Origin of the sequence: Aureimonas sp. AU22 (genome assembly GCF_001463745.1) — a bacterium.
Lineage (GTDB): Bacteria > Pseudomonadota > Alphaproteobacteria > Rhizobiales > Rhizobiaceae > Aureimonas.
This window is the reverse complement of record NZ_BBWJ01000053.1, coordinates 41,269-58,348: the sequence shown is the minus strand read 5'-3', so window position 1 is coordinate 58,348 and position 17,080 is coordinate 41,269. Positions and strand designations below refer to the sequence as shown.

The window sequence follows — 17,080 nt, the reverse complement described above, 5'->3', positions numbered from 1 at the left end:
GGATGGGCCGGCCGCGTCTCCGGGACGCCGGGTTTCATCGGGGGCGCCGGCGGGCGCAGCGCCGCCTGCCGCGGCTCGGCGGAGCGCTCGGCCTCCTTGGAGCGCGCGGCGGCAGGTCGGGGAGACGCCGGTCGCGGCGCCGCGGTGCGCTCGGAAGCGGCCACGCGCCGCGCGGGGGGTGCCGGTGCAGCCTCCCAGGGCAGGCGCAGGACGGCGAGCGCAGGCAGGTGCCGTTCCACCATCGGGCGGTTGGCATCGAAAGCGATCCAGCCGAGCGCGAGGAGGCCCGCCCCCCACCACAGCGGCCCGACCCGGCGACGCGGCGACGCGGCGGCGGCTGACTTGCGCGATCGCGGCTTTCGCTTCGTCATCGCAGGGCTTCCCTTGGTTTCGATCCGAGCCCAAGACCTAACCCGGCGAAGGTGGACGGATGGTGAACATATCGAGCGCGCGAAGCGCCGCATTGTCCGTGATTTCGGAACAACCCGTTGAAACCCCTGATCGAAGCGGCCGCGACCGCTGGCGGGCGGTAGCCGTCTCTTGAAACGTGGATCGAGCGCCGCACCTTGCCGAGGCAGGGACATGGCCCGAGCGGCCACGACACGAGGATCGACGACATGAACAAGCTGACGCCCTGGGCCCTTGCCGCGACGCTGGCGTTGGCCGCCTGTGGCGACGACGCCCCTTCGACGCCCGCCGCCACCACCACCACCACCACGACGGCGCCGGCCGCTTCCGCGGCGGACACGGCGCGCAGCCAGACACGCGAGGCCGTGGACGCGATCGGGCAGGCCGGGCGCGAAACGGGCGAGGCGATCGGCGCGGCGGCGAACGAAGCGCGCGACGCGGCCGCTCCGGCTCTCGAGCGCGCCCGCCAGGCCACCGGGGAGGCGCTCGAATCCGCCAAGCAGGGTCTCAACAACCTGACGCGCGACGCCGCCTGCCAGACCGCGCGTGCCGCCAACGACGCGCAAGGGGTCGCCGCCAACTGCTGACCGGGTCGCGCTTCGGCGCGAGCGTCCGGATTGGGGAGCCCAGGCTCCCCGGTCCCGCTCAGCCTGCCGGCTGCCCCACGATCATCTCGCGGACCTTGGCGCCCAGCGCCTCGTATTCGAACGGCTTGGCGATGAGGTCCATGCCGTCGCCCAGGAACTCGCCGCGCACGGAGGCCGACTCCGCATAGCCGGTGACGAACAGGATCTTGAGGTCGGGCCGCAGCCGCCGCGCGACCTCGGCGAGCTGGCGCCCGTTCATGCCGGGCAAGCCGACGTCGGTGACCAGGAGATCGACGCGGGCGCCCGATTCCAGGATCGGCAGGGCCATGGCGGCGTCCACCGCCTCCAGCGGCTGGTAGCCGAGGTCGCCGAGCACGTCGACGATCAGCATGCGCACCAGACCCTCGTCCTCCACCACCAGCACCGTCTCGCCCTCGCCGGCCGGCGCCTCGCCGGAATGCGCCACGGCGTCCACGGCCACCTCCACGCCTTCGGCCGGCAGCAGCAGGCGGATCGTGGTCCCCTCCCCCTCGCGGCTCTCGATCGCGACATGGCCGCCGGACTGGCGGGCGAAGCCGTAGATCTGCGACAGGCCGAGACCGGTGCCCTGGCCGATCGGCTTGGTGGTGAAGAAGGGCTCGAAGGCCTTGGCCAGCGTTTCCTGCGACATGCCCGATCCGGTATCGGCGACCTCCAGCACCGCGAAGGGACCGGCACGCGCGGCGGCCGAGGCCTCCGTCGCGGTGGCCGCGCGTGCGGTGATCGTCAGCCGCCCGCCCTCGGGCATCGCGTCACGCGCGTTGATGGCCAAGTTCAGGAGCGAGTTCTCGAGCTGGCTCACGTCGGTTCGCGCCACCAGCGGCTCGGGCGCCAGAACGGTGCGAATGGCGATGTTCTCGCCGAGCGTCCGCCGCAGGAGATCCTCCATCCCCTGCACCACCGCGTTGAGGTCGAGAGCCTTCAGGTCCAGCGACTGGCGACGGCCGAAGGCAAGGAGGCGGGCGGTCAGCGTCGCGGCGCGCTGGGCCGCCTGCATGGCGTTGACGCGGTAGCGCTCCAGCGCCTCCACGTCGCCGCTCTCGATCCGGCGACGCATGAGGTCGAGCGAGCCGATCACACCGGCCAGCATGTTGTTGAAGTCGTGCGCGATGCCGCCGGTGAGCTGGCCGATCGCCTCCATCTTCTGCGACTGGCGGAGCGCTTCCTCGACGCCCTCCCGGCGCGTCATTTCGGCGGAGAGCGCCTCGGTTCGCTCGGCCACGCGCGCCTCCAGCATGGCGGCGGCCTCGCGCAGCTCGTTCTCCATGCGCTTGTGGGCGGTGATGTCGAGGACGAAGATGTGGAACCCGTCGACCTGCCCCCGCCCATCGCGGCGCGGCAGGTAGCGGATCTCGGTCAGCCGATCGGGCCGGCCGGGCATGGTGAGCAGCACTTCGAGGCGCACCGACTCGCCGGAGAGCGCCTGCGCGATCGCGGCGCGGCGCGTCTCGAAGTTCTCGGGGCCGAGGACATCGGGAATGGTGCGTCCGATCACCTCGTCCGTGCCCCGTCCGAACCAGTCCTCGTAGGCGCGGTTGGCGAAACGGTAGACGAGGTCGCGATCGACGAAGGCGATGAGGACGGGAAGCGAATCGGTGACGAGACGCAGCTCGCGCTCGGAAGCGGCGAGCGCTTCGCGGCTGAGGGTCAGCTCGCGCAAGCGGTCGCGCATCTCGAACTGCTTCTGGCGCGCGAGCATCGACGTGGCCACCGAGCTGACCAGCGACTCGATCCCGAGCGGGCGCTCCAGGATCACCACGTTGGCGACGCTGTCCGGCAGGCGGTGGCGCAAGCCGACGATGGCATCGCCCCGCCCGGTGCGCCGCGCCGCCAGCACCATGATCGGAATGTCGGACCAGTCGGGCTGGGTGCGAAGGGCCCGCGTCAGGATGTCGAAGCCGAAACCGAGCGCTTCCTCCGTCAGAAGGATCAACCCGACGGATTCCCCGCCGTCCGTCTCCACGCGCGCGCCGAGCGCGGCGAGGTCGGGGAAGATCGAGGCGCGATAGCCGTCGCGCGCCAGAACCGACCCGACGCTTTCGGCGTCGCGCCCGAACGGTGCGCAGATCAGGACCTCGAAGCGATGCGCCGCTGGTCTATGCACCCGTCCGATCTTCCATCAGCGGTGCGGTTTCGCCGACATATTCGGGCGTACCGGTCAGGATCCCCCGGAATCGCGTCAGGGGTTCGCCGACGCGCACGCCCCGTCCGTCGATGCGAAGCTCGCGGATGGCCTCCTCGTGCGGGCCGCCGCGGTTCTTCAAAACCGAGATCGCCTTGCGGATGCGGCCTCCCGCCTCGAAGAAGCGGATCAAGAACACGGTGTCGGCCACATACGACACGTTGAGCATCCCGGTCGACATGGTCCCCACCAACCCCTGCTGCGGATTGATCAAGAACGTGCCGACGCCCTTCTGGTTCAGATAGGACAGGAGTTCATGGATCTGCAGGATCAGCTGCTGCTCCTGCGGCATCGCGGCGAGATAACCGTTGAGGCTGTCGATCACGAGGAGGCGGCAGTTGCGCTCCTCGACCTCGCGTCGCACCCGCCAGGCGAACTCGCCCGGCGACACCTCCGCCGGGTCCGCCTGCACGATCTTGAGAAGGCCGCTGCGGAGATGAGCCTGGAGGTCGAGGCCCATGGCCAGCGCGCGCACCATCATGGTGCCGATGCGCTCGTCGAATTCGTAGATCGTGCAGGCTTCGCCTCGGCGGCATGCGGCATCGACATATTGCAGGGCGATGGTGGTCTTGCCGGTGCCCGCCGGCCCGGTGATCAGCGTGCTGGTGCCGCGAAGCGGCCCCCCGTTCACCAGCGCGTCGAGTTCGGGCACGCCGCTCGGAATGGGATCTCCGACGAAGGCGGTGTTGTGCTGGGCGGCGATGAGGCGCGGATAGACGTCGAGCCCGCCGCGACGGATCGTGAAGTCGTGGTAGCCGGCAAAGAAATCGACGCCGCGCAGCTTCTGGACCTGGAGGCGCCGGCGGGCGGCACCGAAGTCCAGCGTCAGGCGCTCCAGGGTGACGACGCCGTGGCACAGACTATGGAGATGCGAATCGTGGCGTCCCTCTATGGACGTCAGGTCGTCGATCAGGAGGACGGTGGCGGCGCGCGGCGCGAAGAACTGCTTGAGCTGCAGGACCTGCCGGCGGAAGCGCAGCGCGTCCTGCGCCAGGAGACGCATCTCCGACAGGCTGTCGAACACGACGCGGCTCGGACGCACGCGCTCCACCTCGTCCCGGATCAGGCGGATCGTGCCGCCGAGTTCCATTTCCCAGGAGTGCAGGATCGACTGTTCGCGCCCCTCCCCCAGGACCTCGTCCGCGGAGGAAAGCTCGAAGATGTCGATCCCTGTGAGGTCGAACCCGTGCGAGGCGGCGACCGCCAGGAGCTCCGCGCGCGTTTCCGACAGCGTGATGTAGAGGACCCGCTCGCCCCGCTCCGCTCCATCCAGGAGGAAGCGCAGCGCGAGCGTCGTCTTGCCCGAGCCCGGCGCGCCCTCGATGAGGTAGAGACGGTTCGACGGCAGCCCGCCGTTCAGGATCTGGTCGAGTTCGGCGTTGCCGGACGAGGTCCGATCGGTGGTGTCGCGCATCGGTTACGTCTCGGCAGGTCGGATCGCTCGGCGGCCGCAGGGAACCGCACCCTCTTGACTAGCCAAGCCGGTCCGGCGGCGCAACGCCTTAGCGTGTGCCCGCGCCTCGACAGGGTGAACGTTCCGTCGACGTCGGGTTCCCCCTGGCGGATGGCGGGCCAGGGGCCTCGCCCCGGCGCGTTAGACGCGCTCGGCGACCGCCGCGGCCGAGCCGACCGTGATCAGCCGCGCGAGCGCCTGTGCCACCGTCCGGCGCAAGCGCAGGTCCCCGGCGAGGTCGTCGCCGAACACCTCGCGGACCGACAGGAAGGCGTCCGCGAGGCGCTCGGGGTCCTCGCCCGCCCCGTCGCTGAGCGCGCGCAGCCGAGCGGCCATCGGATCGCGCACGTCGATCGCCCCGCCGCGCTCGTCGCGCCCCCCCACATAGCGGATCCAGCCGGCGAGCCCGAGCGCCAGACGCTCGAAGGGCTCGCCCGCCTTCAGCCGGTCGCGGATCGTGCCCAGCAGGCGCTGGGGCACCTTCTGCGAGCCGTCCATGGCGATCTGCCAGGTGCGATGGCGAAGGGCCGGGTTGCGGAAGCGCTGGAGAAGCTCGGCGCGGTAGGCGGCGAGGTCGAAGCCGAAGAGGGGCGGCAGGGTGGGCGCGATCTCGCGCTCCATCATCGCGGCGAGAAGGTCGGCGAAGGGCGCGTCGGCCATCGCCTCCGACACGGTCTCGTGGCCGGCGAGATAGCCGAGATAGGCGAGCGTCGAATGCGAGCCGTTGAGAAGGCGCAGCTTCATCAGCTCGAAGGGCTCGACGTCGGCGACGAAGCGCGCGCCGCCCGCCGTCCAGTCCGGCCGCCCGTCGGCGAAGTGGTCCTCGATGACCCACTGCCGGAACGGCTCGGTCATCACCGGCCAGGCGTCCTCGACCCCGAGCCGCTCGGCCACCAGCGCCCGGTCGTCGTCGGTGGTCGCCGGCACGATCCGGTCCACCATGGTGGAGGGGAAGGGAACCTCCCGAGCGACGAAGCTGCCGAGCGCGTCGTCGCGCAGTTCGGCGAAGGCGGCCACGACGCGACGCGCCGTCGCGCCGTTGGCGGGAAGGTTGTCGCAGGACAGGACCGTGAAGGGCGGCAGGCCCGCCTCGCGCCGCCGCCGAAGTGCCTCCACCAGGAAGCCGGGCACCGATCGCGGCGCGTGGCTGTTGGCGAGGTCGTGGACGATGTCGGGATGGTCGCGGTCGAGCTCGCCGGTCGCCGGGTTGTGGCAGTAGCCCTTTTCCGTGACGGTCAGCGAGACGATGCGGGTCGCGGGCGCCGCCATCAGCGCCAGCACCGCCTCCGGATCCTCGGGGGCCACCAGCTGGGTGAGGATGGCGCCGATGACCTCCAGCCGGTCGCCGCTCCCTGAGCGCACCGCCACCGTGTAGAGCCCGTCCTGGGGCTGGAGGGCATCGCGCGTGTCGGGGCTGCGCAGGGAGACGCCGGCAATGCCCCATTGGAGGTCGCCCCCTGCCAGCACGGCTTCGGTCGCCACCGCCTGGTGGGCGCGATGGAAGGCGCCGAGGCCGAGATGCACGATCCCGATGCGCGCGGCGCCGCGATCGAACCGGGGCCGCACCACGTCGGCCGGCAGGGTGGGAAGGGCGACGGAGGACAGGCGCTGGATCACGGGCGAAGCCTTGGCACGAGCGGGGGCGGATGCGCGGGCGAACCGGATACCCGGCGCCCGCAGACGGCTCCCTGTTTCTTCGACGCCGCGCCCGGCGCTGTCAATCGACCGGGACGGCGCTTCGCACGGGCGCGGCAGGGACCCCGCCCGGCGCCAGGAGGGCCTCGAACGCCGACACATCCATCGGGCGTCCGAGAAGAAAGCCCTGGAGCGCCTGCACCTTGAGCCCGGCGAGAAGCGCCAGTTCGCCCGGCGTCTCGACGCCCTCGGCCACCACCTTGCAGCCGCACTGGGCGGCGAAGCCGGTCAGCGCGGTCGCCAGCGCCGCGCGCATCGGATCGGCGTCGAGGCCTCGCACGATGCCGCGGTCGAGCTTGATGATGTCGGGCCGGATGGCCACGATATGGCTCATGCTGGCATAGCCGGCGCCCACGTCGTCCACCGCGATGCGCACGCCCCGGGCGCGAAGCGGCGCCAGCGCGGCCACGAGTTCCCCGTAGTCGTCGATCCGCTCGTGCTCGGTCAGCTCCAGGACGACCCGGTCGGCGGGGGCGGCATCGAAGAGGCGGGCGAAGTGCGGATCGAGGATCGCGGCGGGCGAGGCGTTGACCCCGAGCTGCACGCGATGACGGGCCCAGATCGCAGCGTAGGCGTCCAGCGCGTTGCCGATCGCCCGGTGCTCCAGTTCGACGCCGAGGCCGGCCTCGGCGGCATCGGAGAACCACGCCTCGATCGGCCGGTGCGGGTCGTCGGGAAAGCGGGACAGCGCTTCCGAGCCAATCGGGCGAAGCCCGTCGAGAAGGAAGACGGGCTGGAACACGATCGCCGGGCCGCCTCGGTCGAGAAGCTGCCGGATGCGCGCGCGCCTGGCGACCCGCAGGCTCTCGGTCTGCAGGTCGCGGTCGATGCGCTGTGCGACGAGGCCCGCGAAGGTGCGCAGCATGGCGAGGTCGCGCGCGTTGAGCGAATGGTCCGGCGAATGGCCGAAGCAGCAGAAGGTGCCGTAGACCATGCCGTTCGACAGGCGGATGGGCACGCTGAGATGGGCGCCGACCGGCAAGGCGCGGGTGGCGGGCATGCGCTGCGCCTCCGCCACCCCGGCGGTGTCGGGGATCAGTTCCGGCAGCCGTCCGTCCACCACGCGCGCGCAGTAGCTTTCCTCCAGGAGGTCGGCTTCCCCCTCGCGCACCAGGCCGGGGACGGCGGCGTCGACATGGCGGAAGATACGCCGGTCGCCGACGAATTCGCCGATGAAGGCGACGTCGAGCCCGAGGTTCTGCCGCACGAGGCGGAGCATGGCGCGAATGTCGTTGAGGCTGTCAGGCGGGGGTGACTCTGCCGCACGCTGCATGAAGGGAAGCCGGTCCGCCGCGCAAATTCTTCTGAAGGTTATATGACTTATCGGTAAGGTTGCAGGCATGCGCAAGCCCGGATGCGAAGCGTGGACTGCAAACCCCGCATCCAGACACGAAAAAGCCGCCGGGGGGTTCCCGACGGCTCCGCGTCCATTCTGCGAAATGGCAATCCGGCCTCACACCTCGCCAGTACATCCGTGGTCGGACGAAAGGCCGGACGTCTCGGCAGCGCTTCGACCGAAACCGGGACGCGCCGCCTGATCATGAGATGGGAAACGCTCCCGGCGGTTTCAAGAGACCATCTGAAACCGTTACGATCTTAGTCGTAGACCTCGATCACGCTGCGCGTCTGCGGGTCCACGATCACCCGCTGTCCGTTGACCACCGCATAGGCATAGCCGTCGTTGTCGGGGATGACGTGGTACTCCACGGCCTGCGGCAGCGGCTCGCCGACCACGATCTGGCGCTCGTAGGTGACCGACGGAATGCTCTGCTGCGTCACATAGGTGCGCACCGGAGCCGGCACGGCGACCACGGCGGCGGGAGCGGGGGCGGGAACGGCGACGACGGCCGCCGGTGCCGGTTCCTGCGTCACGATCGTAGTGGTGGTGGTCTGTGCGAGCACGGGGGTGGCGATCAGGGTGGCAAGACCCGCGAGGGCGACGAGACGGCGCATGGAAACTCTCCTTCGGACATCCAAATCGAGCCCTCAACGCCGACCCGCGCCCCGAGGTTGCACGCGGCGCCGACGCGGCGGGTCAGTCGCTGCCCTCGTCGGGGATCGCCAGGATGTGGCCGCAGGCCTTGCAGTGCACGGCGTCCGGCTCGTGGCGCTCCAGCGCGCAGGCCGGGCAGCGGAAGGACACCTTGTAGGGGCGAAACACCGTCTGGGCGAGGCGCACGAAGAGCGAGATCCCGACGATCATGATGACGACGGACGTCAGCTTGCCCGCCGGCCCCGGCAGCGTCACGTCGCCGAACCCGGTGGTCGTCATCGTGGCGACGGTGAAATAGAGGGCGTCGACATAGCCCTCGATGCCCGACCCCTCGGCAACGAACGCCGTGTAGATGAAGCCGGTCGCCAGGAACAGGCAGGTGAGGAGGTTGATCACCGCCCGCCCCGCCTCCTCCCATGCCTGCAGCCCCCGGCGGCGCAGCGAGCGCCAAAGCACGTCCTTGCGCGACAGGGTCCACAGCCGCAGGATCCGCAGGAAGCCGAGGTTGAAGAACATCGCCGGCAGAAGCAGCGTCAGGAGGACCAGGGCATCGACCCAGATCACCGGCCGCTTCGCCCAAGACTTGAGACTGGGGGCCGCGAGCGCGCGCGTGGCGAAGTCGAGCGCCAGGAGCGCCGCCAGCGAATAGTCCAGCCACAGGAAGTAGCGCTTCTCCTGCAGCACCGGCGCCAGCACGAAGAAGGCGATGATCACGAGATCGACGATCGCCACCCAGCTCTGGAAGCGCACCGCCGTCGGATGGTCGGCGTGGTAGAGGAAGTCGAGCCGGCGCCGGAAGCGCGCAAAGCGCCCCGGCGGCGGCGGCTGGTCGGTCGAAGCGGTTGCGGCGTCCATCGGCGTCAAGATGGATCACGCCTCCGCTCCCGGCCAGGGAGCGGCGCAACCGCGGCCCGCGCGGCGCTCACGCCGCGTCGAGGCTTTCCAGGATGACGTTGTCGTTGGTGTAGATGCAGATCTCCGCCGCGATGCGCATGGCGCGCCGGGCGATCTCCTCGGCCGGGAAATCCGTCTCCGCCAGCGCGCGCGCCGCCGCCAGAGCGTAGTTGCCGCCCGAGCCGATCGCGATCACGCCGTCCTCCGGCTCGAGGACGTCGCCGTTGCCCGTCAGCGTCAGCGTCACCTTGGCGTCGGCCACGATCATCATCGCCTCGAGCCGGCGCAGATACCGGTCCGTGCGCCAGTCCTTCGCCAGTTCCACGCAGGCGCGCATCAGCTGGTCGGGATACTGCTCGAGCTTGGCCTCAAGCCGCTCCAGAAGCGTGAACGCATCCGCCGTCGCGCCCGCAAATCCGGCAATCACCTTCCCGTCCTTGCCGATGCGCCGGACCTTCTTGGCATTGCCCTTCATCACCGTGTTGCCCAGCGACACCTGCCCGTCGCCCGCAATCACCACCTTGCCGCCCTTGCGCACCGTGACGATCGTCGTCCCGTACATCTTCGCCGGGTCGTGCTGGTCCATCATCTCGTTCAGTCCTCGTTCGTTCCGCGCCCCATATGGGAGCGCCAAGGCGGTGCCAACAAGGGCGCGGGCGGCGGAAGACAGGGGCGCTGCCCCCGGACCCCGCCAGGGGACATGATGTCCCCTGGACCCCTCCTCATTCGAGGCGTGTCCATGATCGGGGAGGGCCAGCGGCCCTCCCCGATCATGGAAATGGTCCCGAACGAGAAGAAGGGTTCGGGAATTCCTTCCCGAGCGGGGCTCGGGGCGGCAGCCCCGCCATCCCATCGCCTCCGCCCTCGGTTGGCGTCGTCCCCGCGCTTCTATATGAAGCGGCGGAACGAGCGAGGACGGACGACAATGGGCGAGACGGCGGGACGGCGGGATGCGTCGGTGGATCGGGCGACGAAGGAGACGCAGATCCGGGTGCGCGTCGATCTGGACGGCCAGGGCCGGGCGGATGTCGCGACCGGCGTCGGTTTCTTCGATCACATGCTGGATCACCTGGCGCGCCATTCGCTGATCGACATCCGCGTCGAGGCCAAGGGCGACTATCACATCGACGATCACCACACGGTGGAGGATGTCGGCATCGCGCTCGGCCAGGCGATCCGCAAGGCCATGGGCGAGCGGCGGGGCATCCGGCGCTATGCGTCGCTGGATCTGGCGATGGACGAGTGCCTGACGCGTGCGGCGGTGGACGTCTCGGGACGGCCCTTCCTGGTGTTCCGGACGCGCTTTCCCACCGAGAAGATCGGCACGTTCGACACGCAGCTGGTGCGCGAGTTCTTCCAGGCCTTCGCCGTGAATGCCGGGCTGACGCTGCACATCGAGACGCTCTACGGCGAGAACGCGCACCACATCGCGGAGACCTGCTTCAAGGCGGTGGCGCGGGTGCTCGGCGAGGCGCTGTCGATCGATCCGCGCCAGGCCGACCTCGTGCCGTCCACCAAGGGCATGCTGGCGTGAGACGATACCGCATCTTCGAGCCGCCGGGCGCGGAAGGGCGGACGGACGGCGCACGGTTCCTGCGCGACGGGTTTCGCCCCTGGGCGCTGGTGGTGCCGAGCCTCTGGCTGCTGCGCCATCGGCTCTGGCTCCCGGCGGTGGCGGCGTTTCTGGCCGAGGTGCTGGTGAAGGTCGCGGCGCCCGAGAGCGGCGTGCCGGTGGCGGCTCTCCTTTCGCTCACGATCGGCCTTCTCGTCGCGCTGGAGGGGCCGAGCCTTCTGGCGCGCCGTCTTTGCCGAGCCGGCTGGCACGAGGCGGGCGCGGTTTGGGCGCGGGACGAGCAAGACGCCGAGCTCCTGTATTTCGCCGGCGAGGTCGAGATCGCGCCAACCCCCGATGCCGGCCGCGCCATGGTCGGCGCTCCACGCCCTGCCCTGCGCCCCGGCCAATCCCTGTTCGACCTTCGGAGCGCCTCCTGATGCCGAGCGTTGCCATCATCGACTACGGCTCGGGCAATCTGCGCTCGGCCGCCAAGGCCTTCGAGCGTGCCGCGCGTGAGGCGGACGACGACAGCCGCATCCTCGTCACCGACGATCCCGCGGAGATCCGTGCGGCCGACCGGCTGGTGCTGCCCGGCGTCGGCGCCTTTGCCGATTGCCGTCGCGGCCTCGACGAGGCGCCCGGCCTTCTGGAGGCGCTGCGCGAGGCGGTGGAAGAGCGGGGCCGCCCGTTCCTCGGCATCTGCGTCGGCATGCAGCTGATGGCCGAGCGCGGACTGGAGAAGACGATCAGCCAAGGCCTTGGCTGGATCGGCGGCGACGTCGAGCCGATCGTCCCGAGCGACCCCGCGCTGAAGATCCCGCAGATGGGCTGGAACACGATTCACGTGAAACACGCCCACCCGCTCCTCGACGGCATCGCGACCGGCGAGACGGGCCTCCATGCCTATTTCGTCCATTCCTACCATCTCGTGCCGCGACGGCCGGAAGAGGTTCTGGCGACTGCGGACTACGGCGGGCCGGTGACGGCGATCGTCGCCTCCGGCAACAAGGCCGGCACGCAGTTCCACCCCGAGAAGAGCCAGACGCTCGGTCTCGCCCTCATCGCCAACTTCCTGCGCTGGAAGCCCTGATGCCCATCCTGTTTCCCGCGATCGACCTCAAGGACGGCGCGTGCGTGCGCCTCAAGCTCGGGCTGATGGAGGAGGCGACGGTCTACAATGCCGACCCCGCCGCGCAGGCCCGCGCGTTCGAGAGCCAAGGTTTCACGCATCTCCACGTCGTCGATCTCAACGGCGCCTTTGAGGGCCGGGCGGTGAACGCAGCGGCCGTGGAAGCCATCGTCGTCGCCGTGGGAACCAGCATGAAGGTCCAGCTCGGCGGCGGCATCCGCACCCTGACGGATGTCGAGCGCTGGCTCGGTGCGGGCCTTTCGCGCGTCATCCTCGGCACGGTCGCGGTGCGCGACCCTGAGCTCGTGCGCGAGGCGGCCAAGCGCTTTCCGGGCCAGATCGCGGTCGGCATCGATGCCAAGGGCGGCCGGGTCGCGGTGGAGGGCTGGGCCGAAGCTTCCGAACTCACCGCCGAGGATCTCGCCCATCGCTTCGAGGACGCAGGCGTCGCGGCGATCATCTACACCGACATCGACCGCGACGGCATTCTGGCCGGCATCAACTGGGACGCCACGATCGCGCTCGCCGAGGCCGTGCGCATCCCCGTGATCGCCTCCGGGGGCCTGGCCTCGATGGCCGACATCGAGCGCCTCGCCGCGCCGGATGCAGCGCTTCTGGAAGGTGCGATCTCGGGCCGTGCGCTTTACGACGGGCGCATCGATCCCGCGGAGGCACTGGCCCGCTTGCGGGGCTGATGTTTCACGTGAGTCGCTTTCGCGATCTTTGCAGCGGGGCGCCGAGAGACTAGATTGACGCCATGAACATCCAGTTGCCTCCTATCCGAACGGCGGACGACTTCCTGCGGGCCTTTGAAGGGCTCGACGGCAAGCGGGAGTTCGTACGGGGGAAGGTGATCGACATGATGGTCAACGTTTCGCGCAACCACGCGAAGCTGACGACGGCGCTTACCGTGTTTCTGGCGCGAACGCTGGACGCCGAGCGCTACGAAGTCGGTGCGGCGGACTTCGGCGTGCGCACGCCGGACGGGGTTCGCTTTCCCGATGTCTATGTCGATCAGACCGGCGGTGGCGGACAGGACCTCGTCGCTCATGCGCCGGTCTTCGTCGCCGAAATCCTGTCGCCGTCGTCCATGGCGCGGGACTTCGGGGAGAAGGTGCGTGACTACACCGCCCTCCCCTCGCTCCTGCATTACCTCGTCCTGTCGCAGGACGAGCCGCGCGTCTGGCTCTGGGCGCGGGGCGAGGATGGCGCCTTCGGCTCGCCCGAGATGGTGGTCGGGGCTGAGGAAAGCGTGACGCTTCAGGGGTTCGGCTTGTGCCTTCCCCTTGCGGACCTTTATCGCGGCATCGCATAAGCTCGGCACGACCGGCCCGATCCGCCGGTATGCGGAACGGAGACGGCTTCCAGGTGACCCTCAAGGCGCGCATCATCCCCTGCCTCGACGTCAAGGACGGTCGCGTGGTCAAGGGCGTCAATTTCGAAGGGCTGGTGGACGCGGGCGACCCCGTCGAGGCGGCGCGTGCCTATGACGCGGCGGGCGCGGACGAGCTCTGCTTCCTCGACATCACCGCCTCCTCCGACAACCGCGAGACGATCTTCGACGTCGTGGCACGCACCGCCGAGGCCTGCTTCATGCCGGTGACCGTGGGTGGCGGCGTGCGCGAGGTCGCCGACATCCGCCGGCTGCTGCTCGCCGGCGCCGACAAGGTGTCGATCAACACGGCCGCCGTGAAGCGCCCCGAATTCGTGGCCGAGGCCGCCGACAAGTTCGGCAACCAGTGCATCGTGGTCGCGATCGACGCCAAGCGCGTGTCGCCCGACGGCGAGGCCGGACGCTGGGAGATCTTCACCCATGGCGGGCGGCAGGCGACGGGCATCGACGCGGTGGCGTTCGCCCGGCGCGTCGTGGCGCTCGGCGCCGGCGAGATCCTTCTCACCTCCATGGACCGCGACGGCACCAAGGCGGGCTTCGATCTCGGGCTGACGCGCACTGTTGCCGACGCCGTGCCGGTGCCCGTCATCGCGTCCGGAGGCGTCGGCACTCTCGATCACCTCGTCGCCGGCGTCCGCGAGGGCGGCGCGACGGCGGTGCTCGCCGCCTCGATCTTCCATTTCGGCACCCACACGATCGGCGAGGCCAAGCGCCACATGGCCGACGCCGGCATCCCGATGCGGCTCGACGGCGCCCGTTCGTCGTTTGTCCCCGTTCCGTCCTGAAAGCTCCACGCCCATGTTCGATCTCTCGCAACTCGAAGCGATCGTCGCGGAGCGCGCGGCATCCGACGACGCCAACTCCTACACCGCCAAGCTCGCGCGGCGGGGGATCGGCAAGGTCGCCCAGAAGCTCGGCGAGGAGGCGGTGGAGACGGTGATCGCGGCGCTGAGCGAGGACGAGGCCGCCCTCAAGGGCGAGGCGGCCGATCTCCTCTACCACCTTCTCGTGCTCCTCCACCTGCGTGGGATTCCGCTCGCCGACGTGATGGCCGAGCTGCAGTCGCGCACCGCGCGCACCGGCCTGGAGGAAAAAGCCGCCCGGCCGCGGGGAACCTGAGGCGCTTGGCGATGGACCAGCTCGTGCCCTCCACCCTCTCGCCCTACCACTTCTTTTCCGCTGCGGAGTGGGCGACGTTCCGTGGTCGCGAGGCGCTGACGCTCACGGCGGACGAGGTCCGGCGCCTTCGCTCGCTCGGCGACACGATCGACCTCGACGAGGTCGAGCGCATCTATCTTGCGGTCTCCCGGCTCCTGTATGCGCATGTCGAATCCAGCCAGGCGCTGTTTCGCCAGCGCAAGCGCTTCCTGCGCGGCTCCGATCAGATGAAGACGCCCTTCATCATCGGGATCGCCGGCTCGGTCGCGGCCGGGAAATCGACGACCGCCCGTATCCTGAAGGAGCTTCTGGCGCGCTGGCCCGGAACGCCCAAGGTCGATCTCGTGACCACCGACGGCTTCCTCTATCCGAACGCCGTCCTGGAACGCGAAGGACTGATGCAGCGCAAGGGCTTTCCCGAGAGCTATGACGTCGCGGCCATCCTGCGCTTCCTGTCCGACATCAAGGCCGGCGCGCGCCACGTGACGGCGCCGGTCTATTCGCACTTCTTCTATGACGTCCTGCCGGGCGACCGGATCGAGGTCGACCAGCCCGACATCCTGATCTTCGAGGGGCTGAACGTCCTCCAGACGCGCGAGATGCCGCGCGACGGCAAGTTCGTACCCTTCGTCTCCGACTTCTTCGACCATTCGATCTATATCGACGCGGACGAGCGCGACCTCCACCGCTGGTACATCTCGCGCTTCATGCGCCTGCGCGAGACGGCGTTCCGCGAGGAGACGTCGTTCTTCCACCGCTACTCCAAGATCTCGGAAGACGAAGCCCTCGAGGTCGCCGAGCGGCTCTGGGCGACGATCAACGCGAAGAACCTCTACGAGAACATCCAGCCGACCCGACCCCGGGCCGACCTGATCCTGCGCAAGGGCGGCGATCACCTGGTGGAGCAGGTGGCGCTGCGCAAGATCTGACGGACTCCGTCCCGGCGTGCCGCGCAGTTGACATTCGCCCCCGCACGGCCCAACTCCCCGCGCGGCTTCGAACAGGGACACAGGACGCGGATGACGATCGACCTCAACCGACGCGAATGGATGATGGGCCTTGCCGCCCTCGGATTGGCGGGCGCCACGCGCGGCGCCCTGGCCGCCGACGGAGACCTCCTCCAGTTCGGCGCGCCGGAGCCCTTCTCCTTCGATCGGCTGGTGGAGCGCGCCCGCGCGCTCGCCGCCAGTCCCTACGTGCCGGAGGTGCCGCGCTCCGGTGACGTGCTCGAGCGCATCGACTTCGACCAGCACTGGCGCATCCAGTACAAGAAGAGTGAGACGCTGGAGCTGAACGACGGCAAGGCGCCGATCCGCTTCTTCCATCTCGGACGCTACTTCAAGCTGCCGGTCGGCATCCATGTGGTGGAGGGTGGCCAGGCGCGCACGCTCCGCTACGATCCCAACCTCTTCACGATCCCGTCGGACTCGCCGGCCAAGGAACTGCCCGACGACATCGGCTTCGCCGGCTTCCGCGTCCTCGAGCCGGGCTCGGACGCCGACTGGATCGCGTTCCTCGGGGCCGCCTATTTCCGCACGTCCGGCGAGGACAACCAGTTCGGCATGTCGGCCAGAGCGCTCGCGATCGACGTCGCCATGCCGACGCCCGAAGAGTTCCCGCGCTTCACCGACTTCTTCCTGGAGCCCTCGGCGGAGGGGCGCCTCGTCATCACCTGCCTTCTCAACAGCCCCCGCGTCGCCGGTGTCCTGCGCATGGACATCCGGAAGGGCGGCCCGATCGTGATGGACATCCAGTCCCGCTATTTCGCGCGCCACGCCATCGAGCGGTTCGGCATCGCCGCGCTCACCTCGATGTACTGGTATTCCGAGACCGACAAGCAGCGGCGCATCGACTGGCGGCCGGAGGTGCACGATTCCGACGGCCTCGCCTTGTGGACGGGCACCGGCGAGCGCATCTGGCGTCCGCTCAACAATCCGCCGCGGGTGATGACGTCGAGCTTCTCCGACCAGACCCCGCGCGGCTTCGGCCTTCTGCAGCGCGACCGCGACTTCGCCAACTACGAAGACGACGGCGTCTTCTACGAAAAGCGCGCGAGCGTGTGGGTGGAGCCGAAGGGCGACTGGGGTGCGGGCATGGTGCAGCTCGTCGAGATCCCGACCGACGACGAGATCCACGACAACATCGCCGCCTACTGGCTTTCGTCGAAGCCCGTCGCCAAGGGCGATGCGATCGCGCTCGACTATGTCCTTCACTGGTCCAACCGCGAGCCCTATCCCGGCGACGTCGGCAAGGTCGTGGCGACGCGGCTGGGGCGCGGCGGCATCGCCGGCCAGCCTCGCCCGGCGGGCGTCACCAAGATCGTGGTGGACTTCGACGGCGGGCTGGTCGCCGCCCTCGACCGCGAGGCCAAGGGCGTCGAGGCCATCGCCTCGGCCTCGCGCGGCACGGTCGGCAAGGTGGACTGCTATTCCGTCAAGGTCGGCACCGCCTGGCGCGTCACCTTCGACCTGACGGCCGAGGGCAGCGACCCGGTGGAGCTGCGCCTCTACATGCGCCAGGGCGACACGGTGCTGACCGAAACCTGGGCCTACCAGTTCCTGCCCGTTTCCATGGGCGCCTGAGGCGCTTGAACC

17 protein-coding genes and 1 pseudogene are annotated in these 17,080 nt (G+C 69.6%); 10 read left to right on the top strand and 8 right to left on the bottom strand.

Features of this window, described 5'->3' with window-relative positions; genetic code table 11:
- A pseudogene (locus tag AUL34_RS20045) lies at positions 1–371 on the bottom strand (hypothetical protein); the annotation flags it as partial.
- Between the two features lie 246 nt (positions 372–617).
- Between AUL34_RS20045 and AUL34_RS20040 the strand changes: the two are divergent.
- The gene (locus AUL34_RS20040; RefSeq protein WP_061937939.1) at positions 618–995 is read left to right on the top strand and encodes a hypothetical protein; all 378 of its coding nucleotides are present in this window, start codon (positions 618–620) and stop codon (positions 993–995) included.
- A gap of 58 nt (positions 996–1,053) precedes the next feature.
- Here the strand turns inward: AUL34_RS20040 and AUL34_RS20035 are convergent, their stop codons facing one another.
- The 7 genes from AUL34_RS20035 to hslV form a co-directional block, all read right to left on the bottom strand.
- Positions 1,054–3,138, bottom strand: coding sequence for a PAS domain-containing protein (locus AUL34_RS20035; protein WP_061937936.1), 2,085 nt, complete (start codon positions 3,136–3,138; stop codon positions 1,054–1,056).
- The gene (locus AUL34_RS20030) at positions 3,131–4,630 is read right to left on the bottom strand and encodes an ATPase domain-containing protein (RefSeq protein ID WP_061937933.1); all 1,500 of its coding nucleotides are present in this window, start codon (positions 4,628–4,630) and stop codon (positions 3,131–3,133) included. Before AUL34_RS20030 ends, AUL34_RS20035 begins: the two co-directional genes overlap by 8 nt.
- Positions 4,631–4,810: 180 nt before the next feature.
- Complete coding sequence (locus tag AUL34_RS20025; RefSeq protein ID WP_061937928.1) at positions 4,811–6,286, bottom strand: mannitol dehydrogenase family protein; 1,476 nt, start codon at positions 6,284–6,286, stop codon at positions 4,811–4,813.
- A 100-nt stretch (positions 6,287–6,386) separates the two neighbouring features.
- Positions 6,387–7,637: an EAL domain-containing protein gene (locus tag AUL34_RS20020; protein ID WP_192845797.1), complete on the bottom strand. Its 1,251-nt coding sequence runs from the start codon at positions 7,635–7,637 to the stop codon at positions 6,387–6,389.
- A gap of 323 nt (positions 7,638–7,960) precedes the next feature.
- Positions 7,961–8,317, bottom strand: coding sequence for a DUF1236 domain-containing protein (locus tag AUL34_RS20015; protein ID WP_082653531.1), 357 nt, complete (start codon positions 8,315–8,317; stop codon positions 7,961–7,963).
- Positions 8,318–8,399: 82 nt separating this feature from the next.
- Positions 8,400–9,212 (bottom strand): potassium channel family protein, encoded by an 813-nt coding sequence (locus tag AUL34_RS20010; protein WP_061937923.1) that lies wholly within the window; start codon positions 9,210–9,212, stop codon positions 8,400–8,402.
- Between the two features lie 67 nt (positions 9,213–9,279).
- Entirely contained in the window at positions 9,280–9,837 is a 558-nt protein-coding gene (gene hslV, locus AUL34_RS20005) for an ATP-dependent protease subunit HslV (RefSeq protein ID WP_061937963.1), read from the bottom strand.
- A 339-nt stretch (positions 9,838–10,176) separates the two neighbouring features.
- Here hslV and hisB point away from each other — a divergent pair, with 339 nt between their 5' ends.
- The 9 genes from hisB (at position 10,177) to AUL34_RS19960 (ending at position 17,068) form a co-directional block, all read left to right on the top strand.
- On the top strand, positions 10,177–10,785 hold the full coding sequence (gene hisB / locus AUL34_RS20000) for an imidazoleglycerol-phosphate dehydratase HisB (RefSeq protein ID WP_061937921.1): 609 nt from the start codon (positions 10,177–10,179) through the stop codon (positions 10,783–10,785).
- Complete coding sequence (locus tag AUL34_RS22680; RefSeq protein ID WP_061937919.1) at positions 10,782–11,243, top strand: DUF2628 domain-containing protein; 462 nt, start codon at positions 10,782–10,784, stop codon at positions 11,241–11,243. The genes hisB and AUL34_RS22680 overlap by 4 nt, the downstream gene beginning before the upstream one ends.
- On the top strand, positions 11,243–11,896 hold the full coding sequence (gene hisH / locus AUL34_RS19990) for an imidazole glycerol phosphate synthase subunit HisH (RefSeq protein WP_061937916.1): 654 nt from the start codon (positions 11,243–11,245) through the stop codon (positions 11,894–11,896). Before AUL34_RS22680 ends, hisH begins: the two co-directional genes overlap by 1 nt.
- Entirely contained in the window at positions 11,896–12,630 is a 735-nt protein-coding gene (gene hisA / locus AUL34_RS19985) for a 1-(5-phosphoribosyl)-5-[(5-phosphoribosylamino)methylideneamino]imidazole-4-carboxamide isomerase (protein ID WP_061937914.1), read from the top strand. Before hisH ends, hisA begins: the two co-directional genes overlap by 1 nt.
- Positions 12,631–12,692: 62 nt before the next feature.
- Positions 12,693–13,250 carry a Uma2 family endonuclease gene (locus AUL34_RS19980; protein ID WP_061937912.1) on the top strand — a complete coding sequence of 186 codons (558 nt, stop codon included), beginning with the start codon at positions 12,693–12,695 and terminating at the stop codon, positions 13,248–13,250.
- Positions 13,251–13,303: 53 nt separating this feature from the next.
- A complete protein-coding gene (gene hisF / locus AUL34_RS19975) occupies positions 13,304–14,113 on the top strand; it encodes an imidazole glycerol phosphate synthase subunit HisF (protein WP_061937960.1) in 810 nt (269 codons plus the stop codon).
- 13 nt (positions 14,114–14,126) lie between these two features.
- Positions 14,127–14,447 carry a phosphoribosyl-ATP diphosphatase gene (locus tag AUL34_RS19970; RefSeq protein ID WP_061937909.1) on the top strand — a complete coding sequence of 107 codons (321 nt, stop codon included), beginning with the start codon at positions 14,127–14,129 and terminating at the stop codon, positions 14,445–14,447.
- A gap of 11 nt (positions 14,448–14,458) precedes the next feature.
- A complete protein-coding gene (gene coaA / locus AUL34_RS19965; RefSeq protein WP_061937958.1) occupies positions 14,459–15,415 on the top strand; it encodes a type I pantothenate kinase in 957 nt (318 codons plus the stop codon).
- A gap of 90 nt (positions 15,416–15,505) precedes the next feature.
- A complete protein-coding gene (locus AUL34_RS19960; RefSeq protein ID WP_061937906.1) occupies positions 15,506–17,068 on the top strand; it encodes a glucan biosynthesis protein in 1,563 nt (520 codons plus the stop codon).
- The last annotated feature ends 12 nt before the right edge of the window (positions 17,069–17,080 follow it).